The following is a 20,116-nucleotide window of genomic DNA, read 5'->3' on the forward strand; positions in this document are numbered from 1 at the left end:
TAGCAAAAGGAAGGTTTACAGCGACATGGACATTCAACAAATCAAGCAACGCCTGGCCCGCCCAGCCGTGAAGTTCATGGCCGGCGGCTTTCGCCCTCTCGGCACCGATGAAGAAAGCTGGCTGGGGAATGTCTTCCTGTTCCGCCCGGATGAAGGCGTACCCACCAATCAGGCCGGACAACCCTTGCTGCCCTACGCGCAGTTTTACCTGCCCGCCCTGCCCTTCAACAGCCCGCTGCTGGCGGGGGTTCGTGTGCTGACGGTGTTTATCTCGGACCCGTTTCCTGAAGACTTTGAGCCGATGGGAAATAACTGGGTGATCCGCGAATATGGTGCCGATGACGTATTGGTGCGCAAGGCGCTGCCGGTACCGGGCACATTTCTCAAACCTTTCCCGTTGAAGGCAGAAGCGGTGCCGGAGGACTTCCCACTGTGGGATGGCGGCGGTATCCCCGCGGACCTTGAGCAAGCCATTCTCACGCTGGAGCGCGCGGGCGAGATACAGAGCTATTACGACTTGATCACCCATACTTACGAACACAAGATCGGCGGTTACCCCTCGTTCTGCCAGTCGGGGGTGGATCCGGGCGAAGGTTTCGAGTTTGTGTTCCAGATTTCGTCGGACCCGAAGATCAACCTCAACGTGATCGACAGTGGCAGCCTGATGTTCTGGAAGCACAACCAAACCGGGGAATGGGCGCTCTATTATGATTTTTACTAAGGTGCTGGGAGGCCCGAATGACTGACTACCGTGGATTGATCTTCGACGACACCCGAGAAAGCGCATCCGACCACGCCCTCGCGCAATTGGAAGCCACCCTCGGCGCCCGCCTGCCGGACGATTACCGGCAGTTTCTCAAGACCTGCAACGGCGCCACCGTGGAATACGACGTGCTGGCGACCATGAGCAATGGCGATAAAGAGCTGCTGAGTTTCTTGCTGTATGGCCTGGACCCCAGCGAGCAGTATGAATCCAACCCCTTTGAACTGGAGCAACTGCGCAAGCAACCTGGCTTCCCCGCGACAGGGTTATTGCCGATCGGCCGCGATGGCGGCGCCAGCGTGTTGCTACTTGACCTGCGCGAGGGGCGCCAGGATGTGGGGGCGATGGTCGCAGGTTTACCTGCCTGGACGGGTCGTCGCCAGCAAGGCGATGAGTACGTGGTGCTGGCGGACTCGTTCAATGCCTACCTGGACTTGCTGCACGTGTCGCAGGAACGGATCGCGGAGCACATCAATCACTTCGTCATCAGCGACGACACCATTGACGCGACGCTGACGTGGCTGGATCAAAGCAGTCCCGGTTGGCGGGAGCGCTATCGGGACCTGTGGAATGCGCGGGTGGTGGACAGGCCGATTTGAAGCCGGTGTCAGGGCGTCGCGCATTGTGCTGGCTGGAGGAAGTCCTTCAGCGCTGCCTGATACAGCGTGAGTGGCTGGTCCCGGGTATCGAGCATGGCAAATGGAATCGCGGTGATATGTGAAAACGTCTGGGCACTGATTGAATAGGTTTTCTGCCTGCACACGCCGTTATTGCCATTGAGCATGAACTGAAACGTGAACAGTGTAGACCGGGTACACCAGCTGGGAATCAAGCCAAGACTCAAGCCCGTCAGGTACTCCTGCGTACACGCGCCGCCCGATGAAAACTCCGAGATTTTTATGGCTAATACAGGGCGCGACGACGCGAGCGGTGCTGAGCTGATGTCTTGCGCCGCTGGGATTATTTCTTGTGTGGCCTGGTAGGCGCGCTTGCCGAAGCGGCTGTCCTTCCAGGGCGCGTCAACTTCATAAGTGAAGCTTGGGATGCTTTCGGTTTTGGCGGCTTCAACGCGGTCGTTGATGATTGGCCTGGACGCGTAGGTGGTGCATCCGGCGCCGGATATCGCCATGGTGAGAAGCATCAGACTGTTAACGAGTGCGCCACGCATCTTGGGTTTTCCCTGGCTATGAATTGGGCCGACTTCATCCAAGTCGGTCAGGAGGGTGAGCGGGCTCTCCTGTGGTGTGCAGGTTTCTTGTAGTGAGCGGGCTTGCCCCGCGCTGGGCTGCGAAGCGGCCCCAATAAGGCCACCCCAATTTCTCAGAAAAACCGCAGTGCCTGGTTTTAGGGCTGCTTCGCAGCCCAGCGCGGGGCAAGCCCGCTCACCACAGAGAGCCTACTCAACACACAAAGTTCGATCACCACAGAAAGCCTACTCAACACACAAAGTTCGATCACCACAAAAAGCCTACTCAGCACAAAAAAACCCAAGCGACTCACAGTAAGCAGACTCTCTGTGGAGAGCAGACTTTCCTGTGGTAAGCGGGCTTCTTGTGGTGAGCGGGCTTGCCCCGCGCTGGGCTGCGAAGCGGCCCCAATAAGGCCACCCCAATTTCTCAGAAAAACCGCAGTGCCTGGTTTTAGGGCTGCTTCGCAGCCCAGCGCGGGGCAAGCCCGCTCACCACAGAGAGCCTACTCAACACACAAAGTTCGCTCACCACAAAAAGCCCACTCAGCACACAAAGTTCGCTCACCACAAAAAGCCTACTCAGCACAAAAAAACCCAAGCGACTCACGGTAAGCAGACTCTCTGTGGTGAGCAGATTTTCCTGTGATGAACAGGCTTCTGTGATGAGCGGGCTTCTTGTGGTGAGCGGGCTTGCCCCGCGCTGGGCTGCGAAGCGGCCCCAATAAGGCCACCCCAACTTCTCAGAAAAACCGCAGTGCCTGGTTTTAGGGCTGCTTCGCAGCCCAGCGCGGGGCAAGCCCGCTCACCACAGAAAGCCTACTCAACACACAAAGTTCGCTCACCACAGAAAGCCCCTCACCAAAAAAAACCCAAGCGACTCACGCCTGCGCACTGAACCGCTGCGCCGCACGCCGCTCATACATCGCCGCTTCCGTCTCCTGAGTCGCCCGCTCACCCTTATAGGCCAACTGCGTCAAAAACTTCGCATCCCTGAACTCTGCAGGGACCATGCTATGCGTGTCTTTGAACAGCGGCGCCAAATCAAGGGAGCTGGCGAAGTTTTCCTGGGTCAGGCTGTAGTAACCCATGACGCTGCCGGACCAGGGCGAGCTGGCGTCTGTCATGTCGATGGCAGCATCTCGGTAGGCGACGGCTGCGGTTTTGAGACCCAGGGATTTGTTGAGCAGATCCGTGAGCCGCTGGGTGTCCGAGCTGTTGAGCTGGCCGGCGGTATTGAGCACTTTCAGACTGCCGTCAGCGTCGACGGTGAAGCCGTATTTTTTGCTGGCAAGGTCGGGGGCTGTAGTCGACAGAGTTGACTGGAAGGCCTGGAAAGAGGCTTTCAACGTGTTGTGCGCACCTTTGAAGATTTCGGCGAACCGAGGGTACTCCGGCGATTCAGAGCGACCCACCCAGACGTCGACGACCTCCAGTGGTTTCGACGTGGTGCTGGTGTCTTCACTGGGATGGTAGATGGCGGCTGGCGCGGCGTTTGCCAGGGCTTCCTTGGCGACATCCGTCAGCGGCTGGGGCGTAAGCGTCTGGTTGGAAGGCGCAAGGGTGACATTGGCCGGCGAGGGATAGGCGGAACTGACGGAGAGAGCCATTTAATCGGTCCATGATTGGCGGGTTCCTCAAGGTTATCGACGGTGCTGGAGCAACCTTTAGCTCAGTGACCCGCCTAGCCTCTCAGCGCACTGATGATGAACGCGTGAAGACTATTGACGGCGTTGGCCCCGCGAGAAGCTCGGCTGCGCAAGATCGAAACCTCCATCGGCGCAATGTTCCCCACCCCCTGCTCACTGCCCAAGACCTGCAGCGATGCCGGCACGCTGCACTGAGTGATCGCGGCAATTGCCAGTCCACCTTCGACGGCGGCCACTTGGCCAGCGAGGCTTGAGCTGTTGTAGACCACTTTGAATTGGCGGCCCTGTCGGGTCAGTGAGTCCACCGCATAACGCCGAGCCAGGCTTTCACTTTCGTAAACAGCGATAGGCACCGGCTCTCGACGCCACAGTTCGAACTGCGGTGAGCCCACCCACACCATGGGTTCCTTGAACAGAAACGTGCCGCTTTGCGGCGAGTCCCTGGACACCAGTGCAAGGTCAAGATCGCCGCTTCGCACACGCGGGATCAAGGTGGTCGACTGTTCACAGGTCAGCTCTATGTCCACGCCTGCGTAGCGCGGTGCAAAGCGCTTGAGCAGCGGCGTGAGGTACTTGGCCGCGTAGTCCTCGGCGACGCCCAGGCGGATGCGACCGGTCAATGCTTCCCCATGAAAAGCCGCCTGGGTTTCAGCATGCAGGGCGAGCAGGCGGCGGGCATAGCCCAGCAGCGTCTGGCCATCAGCGGTCAGTTGCAGGTGGCGCGGACCACGGTTCAGCAGTTGCCGTCCAAGTGCGGCTTCAAGCTTTTTCATCTGCATGCTGACGGCGGACTGGGATCGGTTCACCTCGTGCGCTGCGCCCGACAGCGAACCAGCATCCACCACCGCCACGAAGCACTTGAGCCAATCAATCTGCAGATCGCTGGCGAGCATGGGGCTACCTCTATGCGTTAATCGAATGACTACGATGTGAATTATGCGCTTTTCAGGATAGTCGCCCAGCCCTAATGATGATTCGCCTGAATCACCACTGCGGGATTTGAACATGCCATTCGAGACCTGGTTGCTCTATGTGTTTACCTGCTGCGGTATCGCAGTCGTGCCGGGGCCCAATGCGTTATTGGTGCTGACCCATGGTGCCATTCACGGGCGCCGCAAAACGCTGTTCACCATCACCGGCGGAGTGCTCGGTTTTGCGGTGGTGCTTTCGTTTTGCGCGCTGGGCCTGGGCGCACTGATTCAGGCGTCGTCCGCGTGGTTCAACGCGCTGAAGGTGGCCGGGGGGCTGTACCTGATCTGGCTGGGCTTCGGACTGTGGCGGGCTGCGCCGATGACGCTTGAGACTGCCGATACGGCTGGCTTCAGCGGTTGGTCACTGTTGCGCCAAGGCCTGGTATCGGCCCTTTCAAATCCCAAGGCGTTGCTGCTGTTTACCGCGTTTATCCCACCGTTCCTGGATCCGCACAGGAGCCTGATCGCCCAGACGGCTGCCATCGCACTGACCTACGCCGGGGTGGAGTTTGTGGTTGAGTATCTGGTCGCCAGCGCGGCGCATCGGGTCAGGCCTTGGTTGGCGAGGACCGGGCGCCGGTTCAATAAAGTCTGTGGTGGTTTTTTTGTGCTGTTTGGCTTGGCGCTCCCCATTCGTGCCTGACAGCCTCATGGTTGCCCTTGCAGGATCGTACAAGCCCACTGACCCGCAACGTGAGTAGCCTTGGATCTCTCACCCCACCCGAGGATCCACCATGGCCCAGCACCCGGTAAATCTCACCCAAAAAGCCTCGCTCATCGATCAACTGTGGAGCCCGCGAGTGGTCGCGCAAATGAACGACTACCAGTTCAAGGTCGTGCGGATCGAAGGCGAATTCATCTGGCACTCGCATCCGGAAACCGATGAGGCCTTTCTGGTGCTTGAAGGCACTTTGCGTATCGACCTCCCGGACGGCCCGGTGTATGTGGCTCCGGGCGAGCTGTACGTGGTGCCGCGTGGCGTCGAACACAGGACGGCGGCCGACGGCGAAGCCAAGCTGATGATGATCGAACCACGCGGCATCCTGAACACCGGGCATGAAGGGGGTGAGCGCACTGCCGAGAATGATCAGTGGATCTGAAACGTCGTAGCCCCCAGCAACCCCAGCAACTCATTCACCAACTCAACCGCCTCCTGCTGATAGCCTTCACGCCAGCGCGCCGACCAATCATTCGGTCGGCCGTCTTCTTCCCACTCAGATAGCGCCAGGCCGTTGACGATTTCCAGCTCAAACCACTGGCGTTGCCAAGCGTCAGCGTCGGTGACCAGGGTGATGTCCTGCCACAGAAATTCGGTATGGGCGACAAAACGACTCCAGCGGAACAGGTCCTCGGTGGCCTGCTCTGCGAGTAGGATCAGTTGGTTTTTTTGGTCCATTGCGGGTTATTTTTCCTTGATCTCTTCCAGCCGTCCGCCGCAGGCGATGAACTTGTCGGTATAGCCTTCACGACAGGTGTTGCTTTGCACGGACACCACGCCGCTCGGCTTCAAACCGGAGCACGGATCGGGGTTCGAGGCGCTCGACGAAAATTGATGAGTGCACGTTTGGTAGCTGTTTCTTTGCGCCTCATCCAACACGCGCTGGCCCTCGGCGCTGTCTTTTGCGCGCTGTTCGCAGGCGTTGACGTTGGCATCCAGCTCGGCCACGCACTGCTGGCCCTGTGGGGTTTCAGGGTGGATGTAGCGGTACTGCGTGCAAGCGCCGAGGAGGAGAAAGGCAAGCGCGGCAAAAGCTTTGGTCACGGATTCCATATCCTTCAGACGTGAATGTCGCGAGGTTGGACGTAGAAAAGGGCCCGGGGTTCTGCCATTGTCGCGCCGTTGTTTGTTTTTCCTGCGCCCCCCCCGGAGCCCTTATGCCACCGACCAAACGCGACAGCGCCCGCATTGAGCGCCGACTCGTCGCCACCCTCACCGACGCCTGCGAAACCGCCAAAGCCGAAATCCCCGGCTTCGAATGGTTGACCCACACTGTCGATTACACAGCCTTTCCCCAAAGCCTGCGGGTGATCTGGGTGTTCGATACGCGCGCCAACAAGGACCACGCCCTTGCGACCGGTGTCGACCAGCGCATGCGTGAATTGACCGCTGCGGCGCTGGATGACGCCGAGGTAGCGCCCGTACAGGTTGACCGCTGTGTGCGTTTTGACTCTGAAGAGGAATGCCAGCGCCAGCACGGTGGCGATTGGCGTGTGCGCCTGCAACGCTAGTGGCTGCCTCGTAATCTCTGGATAATGCCCTCCTCCCGCCCCGATACGGAAATCCCGCTCAATGAAGTCGCCCGCCCTGCTTCTCGCTTCTGCCCTGTTGCTGCCCGCCATCGCCCACGCCGACGACGCCGCATTAACCGAGACGCTCAAGGCCTTCACGCGCTGCGACGCAACCTTCTTCAGCAGCCTGAACACGCACCACGCCGCGTGGCAGGCCTATGCGCCGCTCAAGCAGGACAAGGACTTCACCTGGATCGCCGTTAAAAACCGTGCCGACCGCCAAGCCAATCAGGTGCCCGTCAGCGCGCCGCCCATCGCAGGCCTGAAGCTGTTGTCGTACGCCGACGAGGCCGCCGACCTCGATCAGTTGGGACGCTACTATTACTGGGGTTTTGTCGTGCAAGGCGGTGTGGACGAGGTGGCCCAGCACCTGGCACCACTGCTGGACGTGCCCGCGCGGCTGCAAAAAATCGACGGGTCTTATATTCGCAGTGAACTCAAGGTCGGCGACCGCTGGCAGGCGATCAAACCGCAACCGGGCAAGGCACCGGGCACGCGCAACGTTGAGCGCGTGCTGATCGTCGAACCCGATGGCGAGCAAACACGCGTCAGTTGCTCGGTACAGGGCGGCGTCGATGCTGCGCTACTGGCCTGGCTGCGGCCGGACATTGCACCGGTTGACTACCCGCGTACCGTGGTAGAAACCAGCATCAACGATGTCGACGTACCTGCCAGCGTGCTCCAACGCCTCGATTCGCCGCTGTTGCAGCCGAAATTCAAGAGGTTGAGCTACTCCTACCTGTCCAAGAAAGGCGACGGCAGCCAGGACAGCCCGACCTCGGTCACCTTCACCGCCGACGGCGGCTTGCTGAAGAAGAATGAGGTGTACGGCAACGCCTTCAACGTCGATCGACTGGTGCTCGCCGACTTGATCCAGTTGAAGTCGAAGATGAACGGCGTCGGCGATGGGCGAGTGCTGCAAACCCTCGCAGTCGAGTTGAAAGTGCCGAGCAGTTGGGCCCCTGGCCAGACCTTGCGCGCAGACATGCAGATGCTGAACGTCCCCGCCAAGCCCACCGACACCCCCACCGACACCTCATTGATCTGCAAGGTGGGTGAGCGCTTCCCGGCGCGCCAGGTGTTTGCCTCCTTGACCGGCGACGCCATCAAGCTTGAGTGCGACCAGGGCGACTACAAGACCTCGCGTGCGTTTATCGAGGACTTGGGCGTGGCCCTGACGCTGGAGTCGACGTCGAGCCAGTTCCACTACGTGAATCAATACACCGCGCTGGATGTCGTGCGCTGATCAGCCCAACGCCAGGACGCTGGGATCTGGGGCACTCTGCGCCAGCCCAGCGGTCTGTTGATGCACACCCCCTGCCCCGTGGAGTTCCCATGATCATTGTTCACCACCTCAACAACTCACGCTCGCAGCGCATCCTGTGGCTGCTGGAAGAGCTTGGCCTGCCCTACGAAATCAAACGTTACCAGCGCGACCCAAAGACCAACCTCGCACCGCCTGAACTCAAGGCAATCAACGCCCTGGGCAAGTCCCCGGTGATTGAAGACGGTGCCAATGTGGTGATCGAATCCGGCGCCATCGTCGACTACCTGATCCGCCGCCATGGCGACGGCCGCCTGCAACCCGATCCTGCCTCGGCCGACTACGATAAATACGTGCAATGGCTGCATTTCGCCGAAGGTTCGGCCATGTTGCCGCTGATGCTTAACCTCTACGTGGGACGCCTGGGGGATGCCGGTGCACCGTTGCATCCACGCATCGAATCCGAGGTCGCCAACTATTTGGGCTATCTGAACGATGCGCTGGGGCACGCACCGTATCTGCTGGGTGATGAGCTGAGCGGTGCAGACATCCAGATGAGTTTCATCGGCGAAATCGCCAAGGCCCAGGGCAAGTTGCAGGCGTACCCGCACTTGTCAGCGTGGGTGCAGCGGTTCCAGGCGCGGCCGGCGTATCGTCAGGCGCTGGAACAGGGCGGCGAGTATGCATTTGCCAACTAAGTAAACCCGGGCACGGTGGGTGTGCGACTAGCCCACCATTTGCCACAACGATGCGCCCACCCCGGTAATGCTCTCCCCGGCAATCAACCCCGCCGCTGCGGTAATCGCAAAGCGCTCAGTGATACTTGGCCAACGGCAGCTCACCAACCAGGTGAGCACCGCGCCCATCGCCATCATCAACGACACCGAAGCCGGCAGGACAAAAGCCAACCCTAACGCGGCGGCACTCGGCAAGTAGCGGGAACGATGGGCCGGCAACAGGCTGTCGAGCACGCCCAACAACACGCCTGCACCGCCGCCAATGGCAATCGCCCAGCGGATGCTCGTCGACAATGAATCCAGCCCATGGGTCAGGGTTTGCGCCACGGCTTTCCACGTCGCCACCGCGGGCGCCGGCCACTCTTCGGTAAGCAGCATGGACTGCGGATCCGGAATCAGCGCCAGGTACGCAAACACGCCAACGATGCTGCCGATGAAAATCCCCAGGATCTGCGCGATCACTTGTTTGTGCGGCGTAGCACCAATCGCTTTGCCCACCTTGAAATCGTTCATCAAGTCCGTACATTGTCCCGCCGAGCCGCCAGCGGTGTTGGCGCTCATCAGGTTGATCGGCACCTGGCCGGGAGCAACGATGCCGAAGCTCAGTTGGGACAATTGCCCGATGGCGCCAATCGGCGGAATACCGGTGGCACCCACCACGCGGGCGGCGACGGCCGCGAGGCAGATCGCCAGGGGAATGGTCAGCAATGCCATCCACAGATTGATGCCGAACAGCAGCGCTTGCAGACTGACTACCAAGCCTATCGACAGGATAAAACCAGCGGCCGGCCCGGGCTTGGGCACGCTCCACATCTTGCCGCCGTCAGCTTTAGTGGAGGAGCGCAACGCCCACAAACGAATCGTCAGCGAGGCCAAGGTGGAACACACCATCAGGCTCACACCGGGCCACAGCAACCATTCCACCAATGCAGCGAATTGCGGGCCGCTGCTGTCTGCCCGCAACGTCACCAGGTTCTGTGCCAGCAGCCACGGGCCCAGGCCACCCCACGCAATCAAGGCGCCGAGCAGCAGAGTCAGGCCGACGCGAATACCGATAATGCCGCCGAACCCCAGCAGCAACAGCGAAGGATCGGCGGTAAAGGTCAGACGCTCCCAAGAGGCTGTCGGCGACCAGCGCGGAAAGGCCCACATGAAGGTGTCCACCCACTTCACCAATCCGGACAGCAACGCGGCGCTGAGTAGCACCTTCAAACGTGTCGCGGCTTCGCGTCCGTGGTTGTAGATGTGCAGCAGGGTTTCCAGGGTGGCCATGCCTTCGGGGAACTTCAGCGCCTTGTCATTGAGCAACGAGGGGCGCAGGTACCAGGCGATCCAAATGCCCAGGAAACTCACCGAGAACACCCAGGCGATCATCGGCAACGCGTCTAACTGGTTGCCGGTCAACAAGGTGTAGGCCGGAATCGGCGCCACCAAACCGCCAGAGATGATCGAAGCGGCGGCCGAGGCGACGGTCTGGTTGATATTGCTCTCATGCAAGGTCCACGGCAGTTGCTCGGTGGAACGCTTAGCCAGGCCTTGCCAGATCGCATAACCCACCAGCAGGGCGATGATCGACATGTTGAACGACCAGCCGATCTTCAAGCCGGCGTACACATTGGATGGTGTGAGCAAAATACCGAGCACGGTGCCGGTGACGACGGCACGCAGGCTGAGTTCGCGTTCGACGGGGGCGTACTGGGGAATGGCTGGCGAGGCTGACAGCATGCGGATTCCTTTCGGCAATGAAACAGGGCGACCTAACAAGTGAGCCCTGTGCGCCCTGAAGGTTCCTGAATCGGCAAGAAGGAACAGCAGCGCAAAGCACGTCCGCTCTTGTGATGTGCGGGCTTTTTTTGGTCAGCCTGCGTTTAGGTGGCACATAAGCTTTTTGTGGTCAGCCTGCTGTAGGTAGCAAATAAGCTTTCTGTAGTGAGCGGGCTTGCCCCGCGCTGGGCTGCGAAGCGGCCCCATCAAGAACACCGCGTTTCGTCAGGTAGATCGCGCTGGCAGGTTTTAGGGCTGCTTCGCAGCCCAGCGCGGGGCAAGCCCGCTCACCACAAAAGCCACTGCTCACTGTAAGAAGCCTGCTCACTACAAAAACCACTCAATAAGAAGCCTGCTCACTACAGAAACCTGCTCACCAGAGAAGCCTGCCCACCACAAAAACCTGCTCCCCAGGGAAGTCTGCCAAACACAGGAATTCTCCCCTCTTATTCATAGCCACGCCGCATCCCACAACGAATAATCCCCCACGCGCTCCACCAGGCCAGCTCGTAAAGGGTTGGCAATGATGTAACGCGCCATCTTGCGAAGATCATCGTCCGCACGCACTGCCCTATCGTGATAGCCGGGTTGCCAAACACGCTCTTTACTTTGACGACGCTGGTTAATGACCAGCGTACTGCGCGACTTAATACGTCGCACCACGTCTGCCAACGCCTTTTGCTTCAACTCAAACAACCAGTGAATGTGGTCAGGCATGACGACCCAGGCCAGTGAATCGACCAGTCCCAGTTCATGAGCCTGCCGGAATTCGGCAACCAGCAGGCGACCCAGGTAAAGGTCAGTGAATAAGCGCTGGCGCTGATGAACCACGGCAGTGATGAGGTAGCTGCGACCGTGTTCCGAGTAACGGCCGTGACGCAGACGGTGTGATTGAGGTGTGGGGCGCATCCGCTGCTCTACGTGAAATGCCTGAAGAGCCTTAACGCTAGCGCGCCGCAGGGGACGAGCAACTGTCACTTGTTGACCACATGTAATCCTGTGGGTCAGGCATACCGGTGCGTCGCAAGAGACACAACCAAGTAAGCCCAAAAACCAACTATTGCGGAGACAGAAATACAGTCATACGATGACTGATCACAAACATAACAATAAAGGCTCACTTCGTGAATAAACCCCTCCTCATGGCCGCCGCCATTGCCTGCGGACTCAGTGCACACGCCAACGCTGCGACCTTCGCGTACATTTCCAGCCCCGGCGATGGCTTGATTTCCCAGTACCGGCTGGACGAGAGCAACGGCGCGTTGAGCCTGGTTGACCAGGTAACAGCCGGTGATCAGGTCAACCCCATGGCCCTGAGCCCCGACGGTAAAACCTTGTATGCCGCGCTGCGGGTCAAGCCGTTTCAGGTGCAGAGCTTTAGCATTGATCCAGCCAGCGGGCGGTTGACGCCACGCTCCAAGGCCCCGCTGGCAGAAAGCATGGCCTACCTGGCCACCGACCGCGCCGGACGTTATCTGCTCGCGGCCTCTTACGGGGCCGACACCCTCAGTGTGCAGCCCGTCGATAAGCCCGAGCCGATCCTCACCTACAAGACCGGCCCTCACGCGCACTCCCTGCGCACCGACCCCAGCAATCGCTTTGCCTACGCCGGCAACTTGGGCAACGACCACGTGCTGCAATATCGCTTCGAGGCAAACACCGGCGCACTCACGCCGATCGGCACCGGCTACGTGAGCGTGCCGGCCAACACCGGGCCTCGGCACTTGGCGTTTTCAGCCAACGGTAAATACCTGTATGTGGTCGGCGAAATGAGCGGCACCGTCACTGCATTTTCCATTGACGACAGCACCGGCGCGCTGACGCAGATCGGCGTAGCCAACGGCATTCCCGCGCGTTTGAAACTGGCCCACGGCGAAGTGCGGGACGCGCGCAACAATGATTTGAAGGACGACCCGACGCCCCGCATCTGGGCCGCCGACCTGCGTTTGTCCCCGGATGGCACCCTACTGCTGATGAGCGAGCGCACCAGCAGCTCGGTGTCGGCGTTTGCGGTGGATGCGGCTACAGGTGGCCTGATGTTTCTCGACAACTACCCGGTCGAAGAGAAACAACCGCGCAATATCGCCTTCTCTCCCAATGGCCAATGGTTGCTGGTGACCGGCGAGAAAAGCGACAAGGTCGGTACCTACGCGGTCAGCGGCGCAGGTGCGTTGAAGCGCGTGGGTGAGGCGGCTTCAGGCAAAGGTGCGCTGTGGATTGAAGTCCTGCGCACCGCAGCCAAATAGCACTCAGCTCAAACGAAACCGCGCGGTGTTGTCACTCAACGCCTGGCTGCCCTTGCTCAAGGTGTCCGCCGCCCGGTTGACCGCTCGCGCGCCATCCAGCAAACGTCCTGCCGCCTGATCGACTTGCTGGATGTTGCCGCTCACTTCGTCCGCCGTCGCCGCTTGCTCTTCCACCGCTGTGGCGATCTGCGCCAGGGTGTCGGTGACGTTCTGCACCGCGCCGGCAATCTCGCCCAAGCGCGTGCCCAGGCCGGTGACGGACTCGGCGTCGGTCAATGCTTGCTCGCACGCGGCGCCCATCAGCGTAACGGCCTGGCTCACGGTCGCGCGCAGGCTGTCGACGGTGCCGGCGATCTGCGCCGTGGAGGCCTGGGTGCGTTGGGACAGACTGCGCACTTCATCGGCCACCACCGCAAAGCCCCTGCCCTGCTCGCCGGCGCGGGCCGCTTCGATGGCCGCGTTGAGTGCGAGCAGGTTGGTCTGCTCGGCAATGCCGCGAATGGTGTCGACCACCGACTGAATCTGCTGCCCCTGCTGACTGACTTGCTGCAAAGCGTCAGCCGTATCGGTAAGGCGTTGGTTGAGTTGCTGGATGCTGGCCGTGGTGCGTTGGCTGTCGCGGCTGCTGTCTTCGGCGATGCGTCGTGTTTGCTGGGCACTGCCCGACGCTTGTTCACAGCTTCTGGCGACGCCCATGGACGTCGCGGCCAACTGCGTAGCGGCGGCGGCGATCTGGCTGATTTGATGCTGCTGGTCTTCGACTTCGCTGAGGGTACTGCCCGATTGCGAATTGAGGGTGAGGACCGCTGAGCCGAGCTGCTGGGTTTCGTGGTTGACCCCCAACAGGCTGGTGCGCAATTGCACCACCGCCACGTTCAGCGCGGTGCTGATCAGTGCCAGCTCGTCCCGCCCTTCCACCGCCACTTCGACGCACAGGTTACCGTCGCGCAAGGATTCGGCCAGGGTGGTGATGCCTCTTGCGCTGCGCTGTATGGAGGCTTGCAGGCACATGAACAGGTACAGCGCGGCCAGGGCCAGCACGCCGAAGGTCATCGCCAGAGGAATGAAGCGTTCGTTCGCGTTGCGGTGGTAGTAGCTCAAGCGCTCGTCCAGGGAGGTCAGCGACTGCACGCGCAGAGCGCTGAGCGAACCGAGCATGGCGTCGACACTGCGCTCGAAACCGGCGGTATCGAGCTTGATGGTGCCGCCGAAGACGCCGTCGTCCAGCACTTTAAGCTCGTTATCCAACAGTTGCAGGCTGTTGTCGTACTGCGCAGTCCAGGGCTCCATGCCGTCGAATTGCTTGGCCTTGAGCGCCGCCGCCGCCTTGGCCAACTGGTCGCGCGCGTCGCCAATGCGGCTGCGCAGGTCGCGCATCTGCAAACGGCTTTGCAAGGTGAACTGCCCCGAAGCAATGGACGACTGCCCGACGCCCGCCATACGACCGATACGCTCGATCAGGTCTGGCGTCTGCTGTGTGCCCATCTGCATGAGCATGTAGGTTTCCAGCCAGGGATCGAGGATCAGCCCGGCGTCCAGGGTGATCTGTTCGCGCAGGGTTTGCATCGCGCTCAGCGCCGAGGTGAAACGGTCGTAGCCATCCGGCCACCAACCCACGGTGCGCAGCGAAGCGGAGTCCATGCCTTTGACGGTGGCCTGCAACGCCTCGTAGCGCGCGAGGATGTCGGCGCTGGCGTTCTGCGCTTTGAGCTCATCGCCCAAGGCTTGCAGGCTTTGCTGGATCAGCGGGAAATTCGTATCGACCTTGTCCATCGCCGCCTTCGCCGCCGGCGTCGGCGCGTGCAGGATGTCCGCCGCTTTCCAACGCGCAGCCAGGTTGCGCTGAGCCGTCAATTGACCGTCCAGTGCATCCAGGGCCAACAGTTGGCGCACGCCGGACTGCTCGGTGGAAATCACGCCTAATTTATCGCGATAGTCCTGGCCGATCATCCAGAGGCTCCCAGCCAGGGGCAGCATGAACAGGAAAAACAACACTTGGAATTTGCGCGCAAACCCCATACGTCCGAGCAGGCGGATACCGGGTGATAACAAGCTGTGCATGTCCGACTACTCCCTCAAACAACCCACGTGGTGCACGGTGGGCCAAGCCGTGAAATGACTAACGGCAAAGTGCCATGTCATTGATTAGCTTGGCTCTAGCAAGATACGGGCCGCTGACCAACAGCCCTGAAACAGGGCGGGCGGCACGCTTTTGGAGCCGATGGAGTGCTCGAAAATGGGGCAAAAGCACTCAGTGTTGGCAAGACTGCTGTAACCGCCGGAGACGACTGGCCCAGGTGCAGTCCAGAACACCTTTATTCACAGGCATCCTATCGGCCGCAAACCAGCCAAACTTGAAGGGCGCCGCGCTTTATGTGAGAGGCAGTGAGCAATGACTATTTGGCCTGCATGTAGCGACTGAAGTTCTTGATGTGATCGTCCAGATTGTCCTCAAGCATCAACCGATACTGATCACAAAAATACTTGAGCATCGCCTCGCGCTCCTCGGCCATGTGCTCACCGGACTTGAAGTTGCGTGCGCACGCCCAGGCGTTGAACCGCGTCGTGCCGAACATCATTGAAGCGCTGACTTGGCCGAGGTCTTCGAAGGTTTTCAGTTGTTCGTTCGACAGTTCGATGTGCGCGTCGGCGCGATCGTAGAAGGCGTGGTCGGTAGCGTCTGCCATTGCGGGGTTCCTGATTTATCACGGTTGAATGGGTGTGTATCAAGCCAGCAGTGTGAGCATCCACCGGATCTGCTGGCTAATCTCTTGGAGCTTCGCCTCGGGCACCGCCTGCGCACGCTCAAAGGCAGCCAAGGTCTTCTGCCTCAGGCGTAACGCGCGCTGCCACTTAGCCAAAAACACCGGGCTACGGGCCTGCATCAGTAACGGGCCGAAGAACAGTTGTTCGGCGGTATACACCACAGGGTCTGCGCGCTCAGCGACGATGATTTCGTAGTAAAAGCGGTTTTCATGCAACAGCTCTTCGCTGACGATGCGATAGCCATTGCGCATTAACCAAAGGCGCAGCGGCTGCTCACCGCCATTGGGTTGCAGGATCAGCCGCTCAGCGCCGCTCAGATGAGCTTTGCCGGCCTCAAGGATGTCGCGGATCGTCTCACCGCCCATGCCGCAGAGGCTGATGGCCGTGATGCCGTCACGCGCCTCGATGGCCGCCAAGCCATCGGCCAGGCGCACAGTAATCTGCTGCTCCAGGCCATTGTCACGCACGGTCCGTTCGGCCGCCTGGAACGGTGTGGTCGCGACCTCTCCCGCCAGCGCCGCGTCGATCACGCCGCGGCGCACTAACGCCACCGGCAGATAGGCATGGTCCGAGCCGATATCGGCCAGACGCGCGCCATTCGGCACATGCGCTGCCACGCGCTCCAGGCGCATGGACAAGGTGTGTTCGTTCAACCTGTGTTCCTTATCATTCCCCGGAAAATCGATCCCGGCTGTTAGTCAGATGCAACACCATGGCGGCGCGTGCGGCGTCCGGATCCTGGCGTTTGATCGCATTGAAAATCGCCTCATGCTCCAGGTTCGCCAGTTGCCCGAGTTTGGCAAAGTCCGCCCCGCCACGTTCGTCCACCTTCACCTGAGTGCGCGGAATCATCGCATTACCCAGGTGCAACATGATTTCGGTGAAGAAGGTATTGCCGGTGGCTTCGGCGATCTGCTGGTGGAAGCGTTTGTCCTCTTCCACGCAGCTGTCGTTGTTGGCGAGAGAGGCCTGGTAGTCGTCCAGTGCTTCGCGCATGTGGGCCAGTTGAGCATCGGTGCGACGCAGTGCAGCCAGCGCCACCGCTTGCACCTCCAGGCCCAGGCGCAGTTCCAACATGTTGCGCACGCTGGCGACCGTGTCCACATGCAGGCGCAAGCCTTGTTGGGCGCTCTGCTCCAGCACAAAGGTGCCGATGCCGTGACGCGTCTCTACCAGCCCCGACGCCTGCAACTTGGAGAGCGCCTCGCGCACCACCGTCCGGCTGACGCCATGCTCCAGCACGATGGTGGATTCCGACGGCAGCTTTTCGCCGGGTTTCAACTGGCCGAGCAGGATGCGCTGGGTCAGGGCGTCGACCACGCCCTGGGCCAGGTTGGTGGAGCGTTTACGCACGGGGGTTGGGGTTTCATTGGGCATTACTGCAAGTCCACGGGGTTGGGCTGGAGCGAGCTTAACACCCAGACAAAGGACGCCGCCGAGGTTGATTGAAAAACCATCCAGCTTGTATGACAACCAATCTGATGGCGGACTCGCTCGACGGTTACCGTCACCTTCAATATTGTGGCATTTCAACGCCTAAAACCCGGACAAAACCTCAATAAACATTGGCTAATAACAAAAAAAATCATTCCAGCAACGACCTTATAAACACAAAAACATCAATCACTGGATTGCGAATTCCAGAAATCCACTTGTATGATGTCTATCAACAAAACACGCAAACCCGCATAAAAATAATCAGGGGGAGTTTTGAATTGTGAACAATTCAAGCCATGCATCTGCCGCTCCACACAGTGATCCGATCCTCGCGCGCGCCGTGCGCAAAGTGAAGAGCCATGTGCTCCCACTGTTCGTGATCATGTTCATCCTCAACTACATCGACCGGGTCAATATCGGCTTTGTGCGCACGCACATGGAGCACGACTTGGGCATCGGCGCAGCGGCCTATGGGTTCGGTGCCGGGCTGTTCTTCATCGGTTATGCCCTGTTCGAAGTGCCCTCCAACATGCTGCTGCAAAAGGTCGGCGCGCGTATCTGGCTGACCCGCATCATGTTCACCTGGGGCATCGTCGCGACGATGATGGCCTTCATCCAAAACGAAACCCACTTCTACATCCTGCGCTTTCTGCTGGGCGTGGCCGAAGCTGGCTTCTTCCCAGGAGTGATCTACTACTTCACACGCTGGTTGCCGGGCGCAGAGCGCGGTAAAGCCATTGCGATTTTCCTTAGCGGCTCGGCGGTGGCCTCGTTGATCTCTGGCCCGCTGTCGGGTGTGCTATTGCAGATCGAAGGCTTTGGCTTCCACGGCTGGCAATGGATGTTCGCCATCGAAGGCCTGGCCTCGGTGGTGATCGGTTTCTTCGTGTGGTTCTGGCTGGACTCCAAGCCCCACGACGCCAAATGGATGACTCGCGAAGAACAGGACGCACTGGTCGGCGCCATCGACGAGGAGCAACGCCAGCGTGAGGCACTGACCAGCGTCAAACCGACCCTTGGCAAGCTGCTCAAGGACCGCCAGATCCTGCTGTTCTGCGCCCTGTACTTCTGCATCCAACTGACCATTTACGCGGCGACATTCTGGCTGCCGAGCATCATCAAAAAGATGGGCGACTTGAGTGATGTGCAGGTGGGCCTCTTCAACTCGATTCCGTGGCTGATCTCGATCATCGCCATGTATGCCTTCGCATCGCTGTCGGGCAAGTTCAAGTTCCAACAGGCCTGGGTCGCGGCGGCGCTGTTGATTGCAGCGGCCGGCATGTTCATGTCCACCACCGGCGGGCCAGTGTTTGCCTTTGTGGCGATCTGCTTTGCGGCCATAGGGTTCAAGTCGGCGTCTTCGCTGTTCTGGCCGATCCCCCAGGGTTATCTGGATGTACGCATTGCCGCTGCCGTGATCGCGCTGATCAACTCCATCGGCAACCTGGGCGGCTTCGTTGCGCCGACCACTTTCGGCTTTCTGGAGCAGACCACCGGCTCGATCCAAGGCGGCCTCTACGGCCTGGCCGGTACCTCAGTGCTGGCGGCGATCCTGGTGTTTTTCGCCAAGACCGCGCCCTCTGCCCCATTGACGTCGCCAGACGTAGCGCCAACCGGCGCGGCCCTCAGCAAACCTCTTTGAGCCTCTTTAGGAATTTGCCATGAATACTCCAGTCGTCACCCACTTCCAGGTCATCCCCGTCGCCGGCCACGACAGCATGCTGCTCAACCTCAGCGGCGCCCACGGGCCGTTTTTTACCCGCAACATCGTGATTCTCAAGGACAGCTCGGGCAACACCGGCGTTGGTGAAGTGCCCGGTGGCGAACGCATCCGCGAAACCCTGGAAGACGCCCGCAGCCTGGTGATCGGCCAACCCATCGGCCAATACCAACGCATCCTCAACCAAATGCGCAGCACGTTTGCCTCACGGGATTCGGCTGGTCGTGGCCTGCAAACCTTTGACCTGCGCATCACCATCCATGCCGTCACCGCGATGGAGGCCGCCCTGCTCGACCTGCTGGGGCAGTTCCTCGAAGTGCCGGTGGCCGCATTGCTCGGCGAGGGCCAGCAGCGTGACGCGGTGAAGATGCTCGGCTATCTGTTCTATGTGGGCGACCGCAACGCCACCGACCTGGCCTACCGCAACGAGGCGGACAGTGACGACGAGTGGTTCCGCCTGCGCCATGAAAAAGCCCTGACGACCGAAGCCGTGGTGCGCCTGGCCGAAGCCGCCAAAGCCAAATACGGCTTTAACGACTTCAAACTCAAGGGCGGCGTTTTAAGCGGCGACGAAGAAATCGAAGCCGTCACCGCCCTCGCCGAACGCTTCCCCGATGCACGCATCACACTGGACCCAAACGGCGCCTGGTCACTCAAAGAAGCCATCCGCCTATGCCGCGACCAACACCACGTGCTCGCCTACGCCGAAGACCCCTGCGGCGCCGAAAATGGTTACTCGGGCCGCGAAGTCATGGCTGAATTCCGTCGCGCCACGGGCCTGAAAACCGCCACCAACATGATCGCCACCGACTGGCGCGAAATGGGCCACGCGATCCAGTTGCAATCGGTGGACATCCCCCTGGCCGATCCACACTTCTGGACCATGCAGGGCTCCGTGCGCGTGGCGCAGATGTGCAACGACTGGGGCCTGACCTGGGGCTCGCACTCCAACAACCACTTCGACATTTCCCTGGCGATGTTCACCCAAGTGGCCGCCGCCGCACCGGGCGATATCACCGCCATCGACACCCACTGGATCTGGCAGGACGGCCAACGCCTGACCAAGGAGCCGCTGAAAATCGAAGGCGGTTATGTGAAGGTGCCGGCCAAGCCTGGCCTGGGCGTGGACATCGACATGGACGCCGTGGCCAAGGCCCACGAGGTGTACAAAGGCATGGGCCTTGGCGCACGGGATGACAGCGTGGCGATGCAGTTTTTGATTCCGGGGTGGAGTTTTAACAACAAGCAGCCTTGCCTGGTGCGCTGAAGAGCTGGGTTCTAAGGGAGGCCCGACCTCCAAAACACAATCAATCCAATGTGGGAG

At 60.3% G+C, this 20,116-nt stretch carries 21 protein-coding genes; 10 read left to right on the forward strand and 11 right to left on the reverse strand.

The genetic code is table 11. The features are described 5' to 3' along the window. Positions 1 to 25: 25 nt before the first annotated feature. Together BW43_RS18500 and BW43_RS18495 are read left to right on the forward strand one after the other, a co-directional pair. Positions 26 to 721, forward strand: coding sequence for a DUF1963 domain-containing protein (locus BW43_RS18500; protein WP_032885864.1), 696 nt, complete (start codon positions 26 to 28; stop codon positions 719 to 721). A 17-nt stretch (positions 722 to 738) separates the two neighbouring features. Continuing rightward, positions 739 to 1,362, forward strand: a complete 624-nt coding sequence (locus tag BW43_RS18495; protein WP_032885865.1) for an SMI1/KNR4 family protein — start codon at positions 739 to 741, stop codon at positions 1,360 to 1,362. Between the two features lie 8 nt (positions 1,363 to 1,370). Here the strand turns inward: BW43_RS18495 and BW43_RS18490 are convergent, their stop codons facing one another. The 3 genes from BW43_RS18490 to BW43_RS18480 form a co-directional block, all read right to left on the reverse strand. Continuing rightward, entirely contained in the window at positions 1,371 to 1,931 is a 561-nt protein-coding gene (locus BW43_RS18490; RefSeq protein ID WP_032885866.1) for a hypothetical protein, read from the reverse strand. A gap of 899 nt (positions 1,932 to 2,830) precedes the next feature. Then, complete coding sequence (locus BW43_RS18485) at positions 2,831 to 3,559, reverse strand: hypothetical protein (protein WP_032885867.1); 729 nt, start codon at positions 3,557 to 3,559, stop codon at positions 2,831 to 2,833. Between the two features lie 74 nt (positions 3,560 to 3,633). Beyond that, positions 3,634 to 4,491: a LysR family transcriptional regulator gene (locus tag BW43_RS18480; RefSeq protein ID WP_032885868.1), complete on the reverse strand. Its 858-nt coding sequence runs from the start codon at positions 4,489 to 4,491 to the stop codon at positions 3,634 to 3,636. A 112-nt stretch (positions 4,492 to 4,603) separates the two neighbouring features. Between BW43_RS18480 and BW43_RS18475 the strand changes: the two genes are divergently transcribed. Together BW43_RS18475 and BW43_RS18470 are read left to right on the forward strand one after the other, a co-directional pair. Next, the gene (locus BW43_RS18475) at positions 4,604 to 5,212 is read left to right on the forward strand and encodes a LysE family translocator (RefSeq protein ID WP_032885869.1); all 609 of its coding nucleotides are present in this window, start codon (positions 4,604 to 4,606) and stop codon (positions 5,210 to 5,212) included. A gap of 91 nt (positions 5,213 to 5,303) precedes the next feature. Then, positions 5,304 to 5,669, forward strand: coding sequence for a cupin domain-containing protein (locus tag BW43_RS18470; protein WP_032885870.1), 366 nt, complete (start codon positions 5,304 to 5,306; stop codon positions 5,667 to 5,669). On the opposite strand, the gene BW43_RS18465 is transcribed toward BW43_RS18470, so the two are convergent. Continuing rightward, positions 5,657 to 5,965, reverse strand: coding sequence for a hypothetical protein (locus BW43_RS18465; protein WP_032885872.1), 309 nt, complete (start codon positions 5,963 to 5,965; stop codon positions 5,657 to 5,659). The genes BW43_RS18470 and BW43_RS18465 overlap by 13 nt on opposite strands. Positions 5,966 to 5,971: 6 nt before the next feature. Then, a complete protein-coding gene (locus tag BW43_RS18460) occupies positions 5,972 to 6,331 on the reverse strand; it encodes a hypothetical protein (RefSeq protein ID WP_155989951.1) in 360 nt (119 codons plus the stop codon). Positions 6,332 to 6,444: 113 nt separating this feature from the next. Between BW43_RS18460 and BW43_RS18455 the strand changes: the two genes are divergently transcribed. The 3 genes from BW43_RS18455 to BW43_RS18445 all read left to right on the forward strand — a co-directional run bounded on the left by BW43_RS18455 (position 6,445) and on the right by BW43_RS18445 (position 8,820). Beyond that, the gene (locus BW43_RS18455) at positions 6,445 to 6,798 is read left to right on the forward strand and encodes a hypothetical protein (protein WP_032885876.1); all 354 of its coding nucleotides are present in this window, start codon (positions 6,445 to 6,447) and stop codon (positions 6,796 to 6,798) included. 61 nt (positions 6,799 to 6,859) lie between these two features. After that, the gene (locus BW43_RS18450; protein WP_032885877.1) at positions 6,860 to 8,104 is read left to right on the forward strand and encodes a hypothetical protein; all 1,245 of its coding nucleotides are present in this window, start codon (positions 6,860 to 6,862) and stop codon (positions 8,102 to 8,104) included. 89 nt (positions 8,105 to 8,193) lie between these two features. After that, entirely contained in the window at positions 8,194 to 8,820 is a 627-nt protein-coding gene (locus BW43_RS18445) for a glutathione S-transferase family protein (protein ID WP_032885879.1), read from the forward strand. Positions 8,821 to 8,847: 27 nt separating this feature from the next. On the opposite strand, the gene BW43_RS18440 is transcribed toward BW43_RS18445, so the two are convergent. Then, the gene (locus BW43_RS18440) at positions 8,848 to 10,584 is read right to left on the reverse strand and encodes an OPT family oligopeptide transporter (protein WP_032885880.1); all 1,737 of its coding nucleotides are present in this window, start codon (positions 10,582 to 10,584) and stop codon (positions 8,848 to 8,850) included. 489 nt (positions 10,585 to 11,073) lie between these two features. Beyond that, positions 11,074 to 11,532 (reverse strand): transposase, encoded by a 459-nt coding sequence (locus BW43_RS18435; protein WP_032885881.1) that lies wholly within the window; start codon positions 11,530 to 11,532, stop codon positions 11,074 to 11,076. Positions 11,533 to 11,747: 215 nt separating this feature from the next. Here BW43_RS18435 and BW43_RS18430 point away from each other — a divergent pair, with 215 nt between their 5' ends. Then, on the forward strand, positions 11,748 to 12,869 hold the full coding sequence (locus tag BW43_RS18430) for a lactonase family protein (protein ID WP_032885883.1): 1,122 nt from the start codon (positions 11,748 to 11,750) through the stop codon (positions 12,867 to 12,869). Between the two features lie 3 nt (positions 12,870 to 12,872). On the opposite strand, the gene BW43_RS18425 is transcribed toward BW43_RS18430, so the two are convergent. The 4 genes from BW43_RS18425 to BW43_RS18410 form a co-directional block, all read right to left on the reverse strand. Further along, entirely contained in the window at positions 12,873 to 14,930 is a 2,058-nt protein-coding gene (locus BW43_RS18425) for a methyl-accepting chemotaxis protein (protein WP_032885884.1), read from the reverse strand. 335 nt (positions 14,931 to 15,265) lie between these two features. After that, positions 15,266 to 15,556 (reverse strand): DUF3144 domain-containing protein, encoded by a 291-nt coding sequence (locus BW43_RS18420; RefSeq protein ID WP_032885886.1) that lies wholly within the window; start codon positions 15,554 to 15,556, stop codon positions 15,266 to 15,268. Between the two features lie 39 nt (positions 15,557 to 15,595). Further along, a complete protein-coding gene (locus BW43_RS18415) occupies positions 15,596 to 16,288 on the reverse strand; it encodes a tRNA (adenine(22)-N(1))-methyltransferase TrmK (RefSeq protein WP_032885887.1) in 693 nt (230 codons plus the stop codon). 13 nt (positions 16,289 to 16,301) lie between these two features. Continuing rightward, complete coding sequence (locus BW43_RS18410; protein ID WP_032885889.1) at positions 16,302 to 17,012, reverse strand: FadR/GntR family transcriptional regulator; 711 nt, start codon at positions 17,010 to 17,012, stop codon at positions 16,302 to 16,304. A 340-nt stretch (positions 17,013 to 17,352) separates the two neighbouring features. Between BW43_RS18410 and BW43_RS18405 the strand changes: the two genes are divergently transcribed. Both BW43_RS18405 and gudD read left to right on the forward strand, forming a co-directional pair. Then, positions 17,353 to 18,714 carry an MFS transporter gene (locus BW43_RS18405; protein WP_032885890.1) on the forward strand — a complete coding sequence of 454 codons (1,362 nt, stop codon included), beginning with the start codon at positions 17,353 to 17,355 and terminating at the stop codon, positions 18,712 to 18,714. A gap of 19 nt (positions 18,715 to 18,733) precedes the next feature. Beyond that, a complete protein-coding gene (gene gudD / locus BW43_RS18400) occupies positions 18,734 to 20,059 on the forward strand; it encodes a glucarate dehydratase (protein WP_032885891.1) in 1,326 nt (441 codons plus the stop codon). The last annotated feature ends 57 nt before the right edge of the window (positions 20,060 to 20,116 follow it).

Source organism: Pseudomonas sp. RIT357 (assembly GCF_000632245.1).
Taxonomy (GTDB): Bacteria; Pseudomonadota; Gammaproteobacteria; order Pseudomonadales; family Pseudomonadaceae; genus Aquipseudomonas; species Aquipseudomonas sivasensis.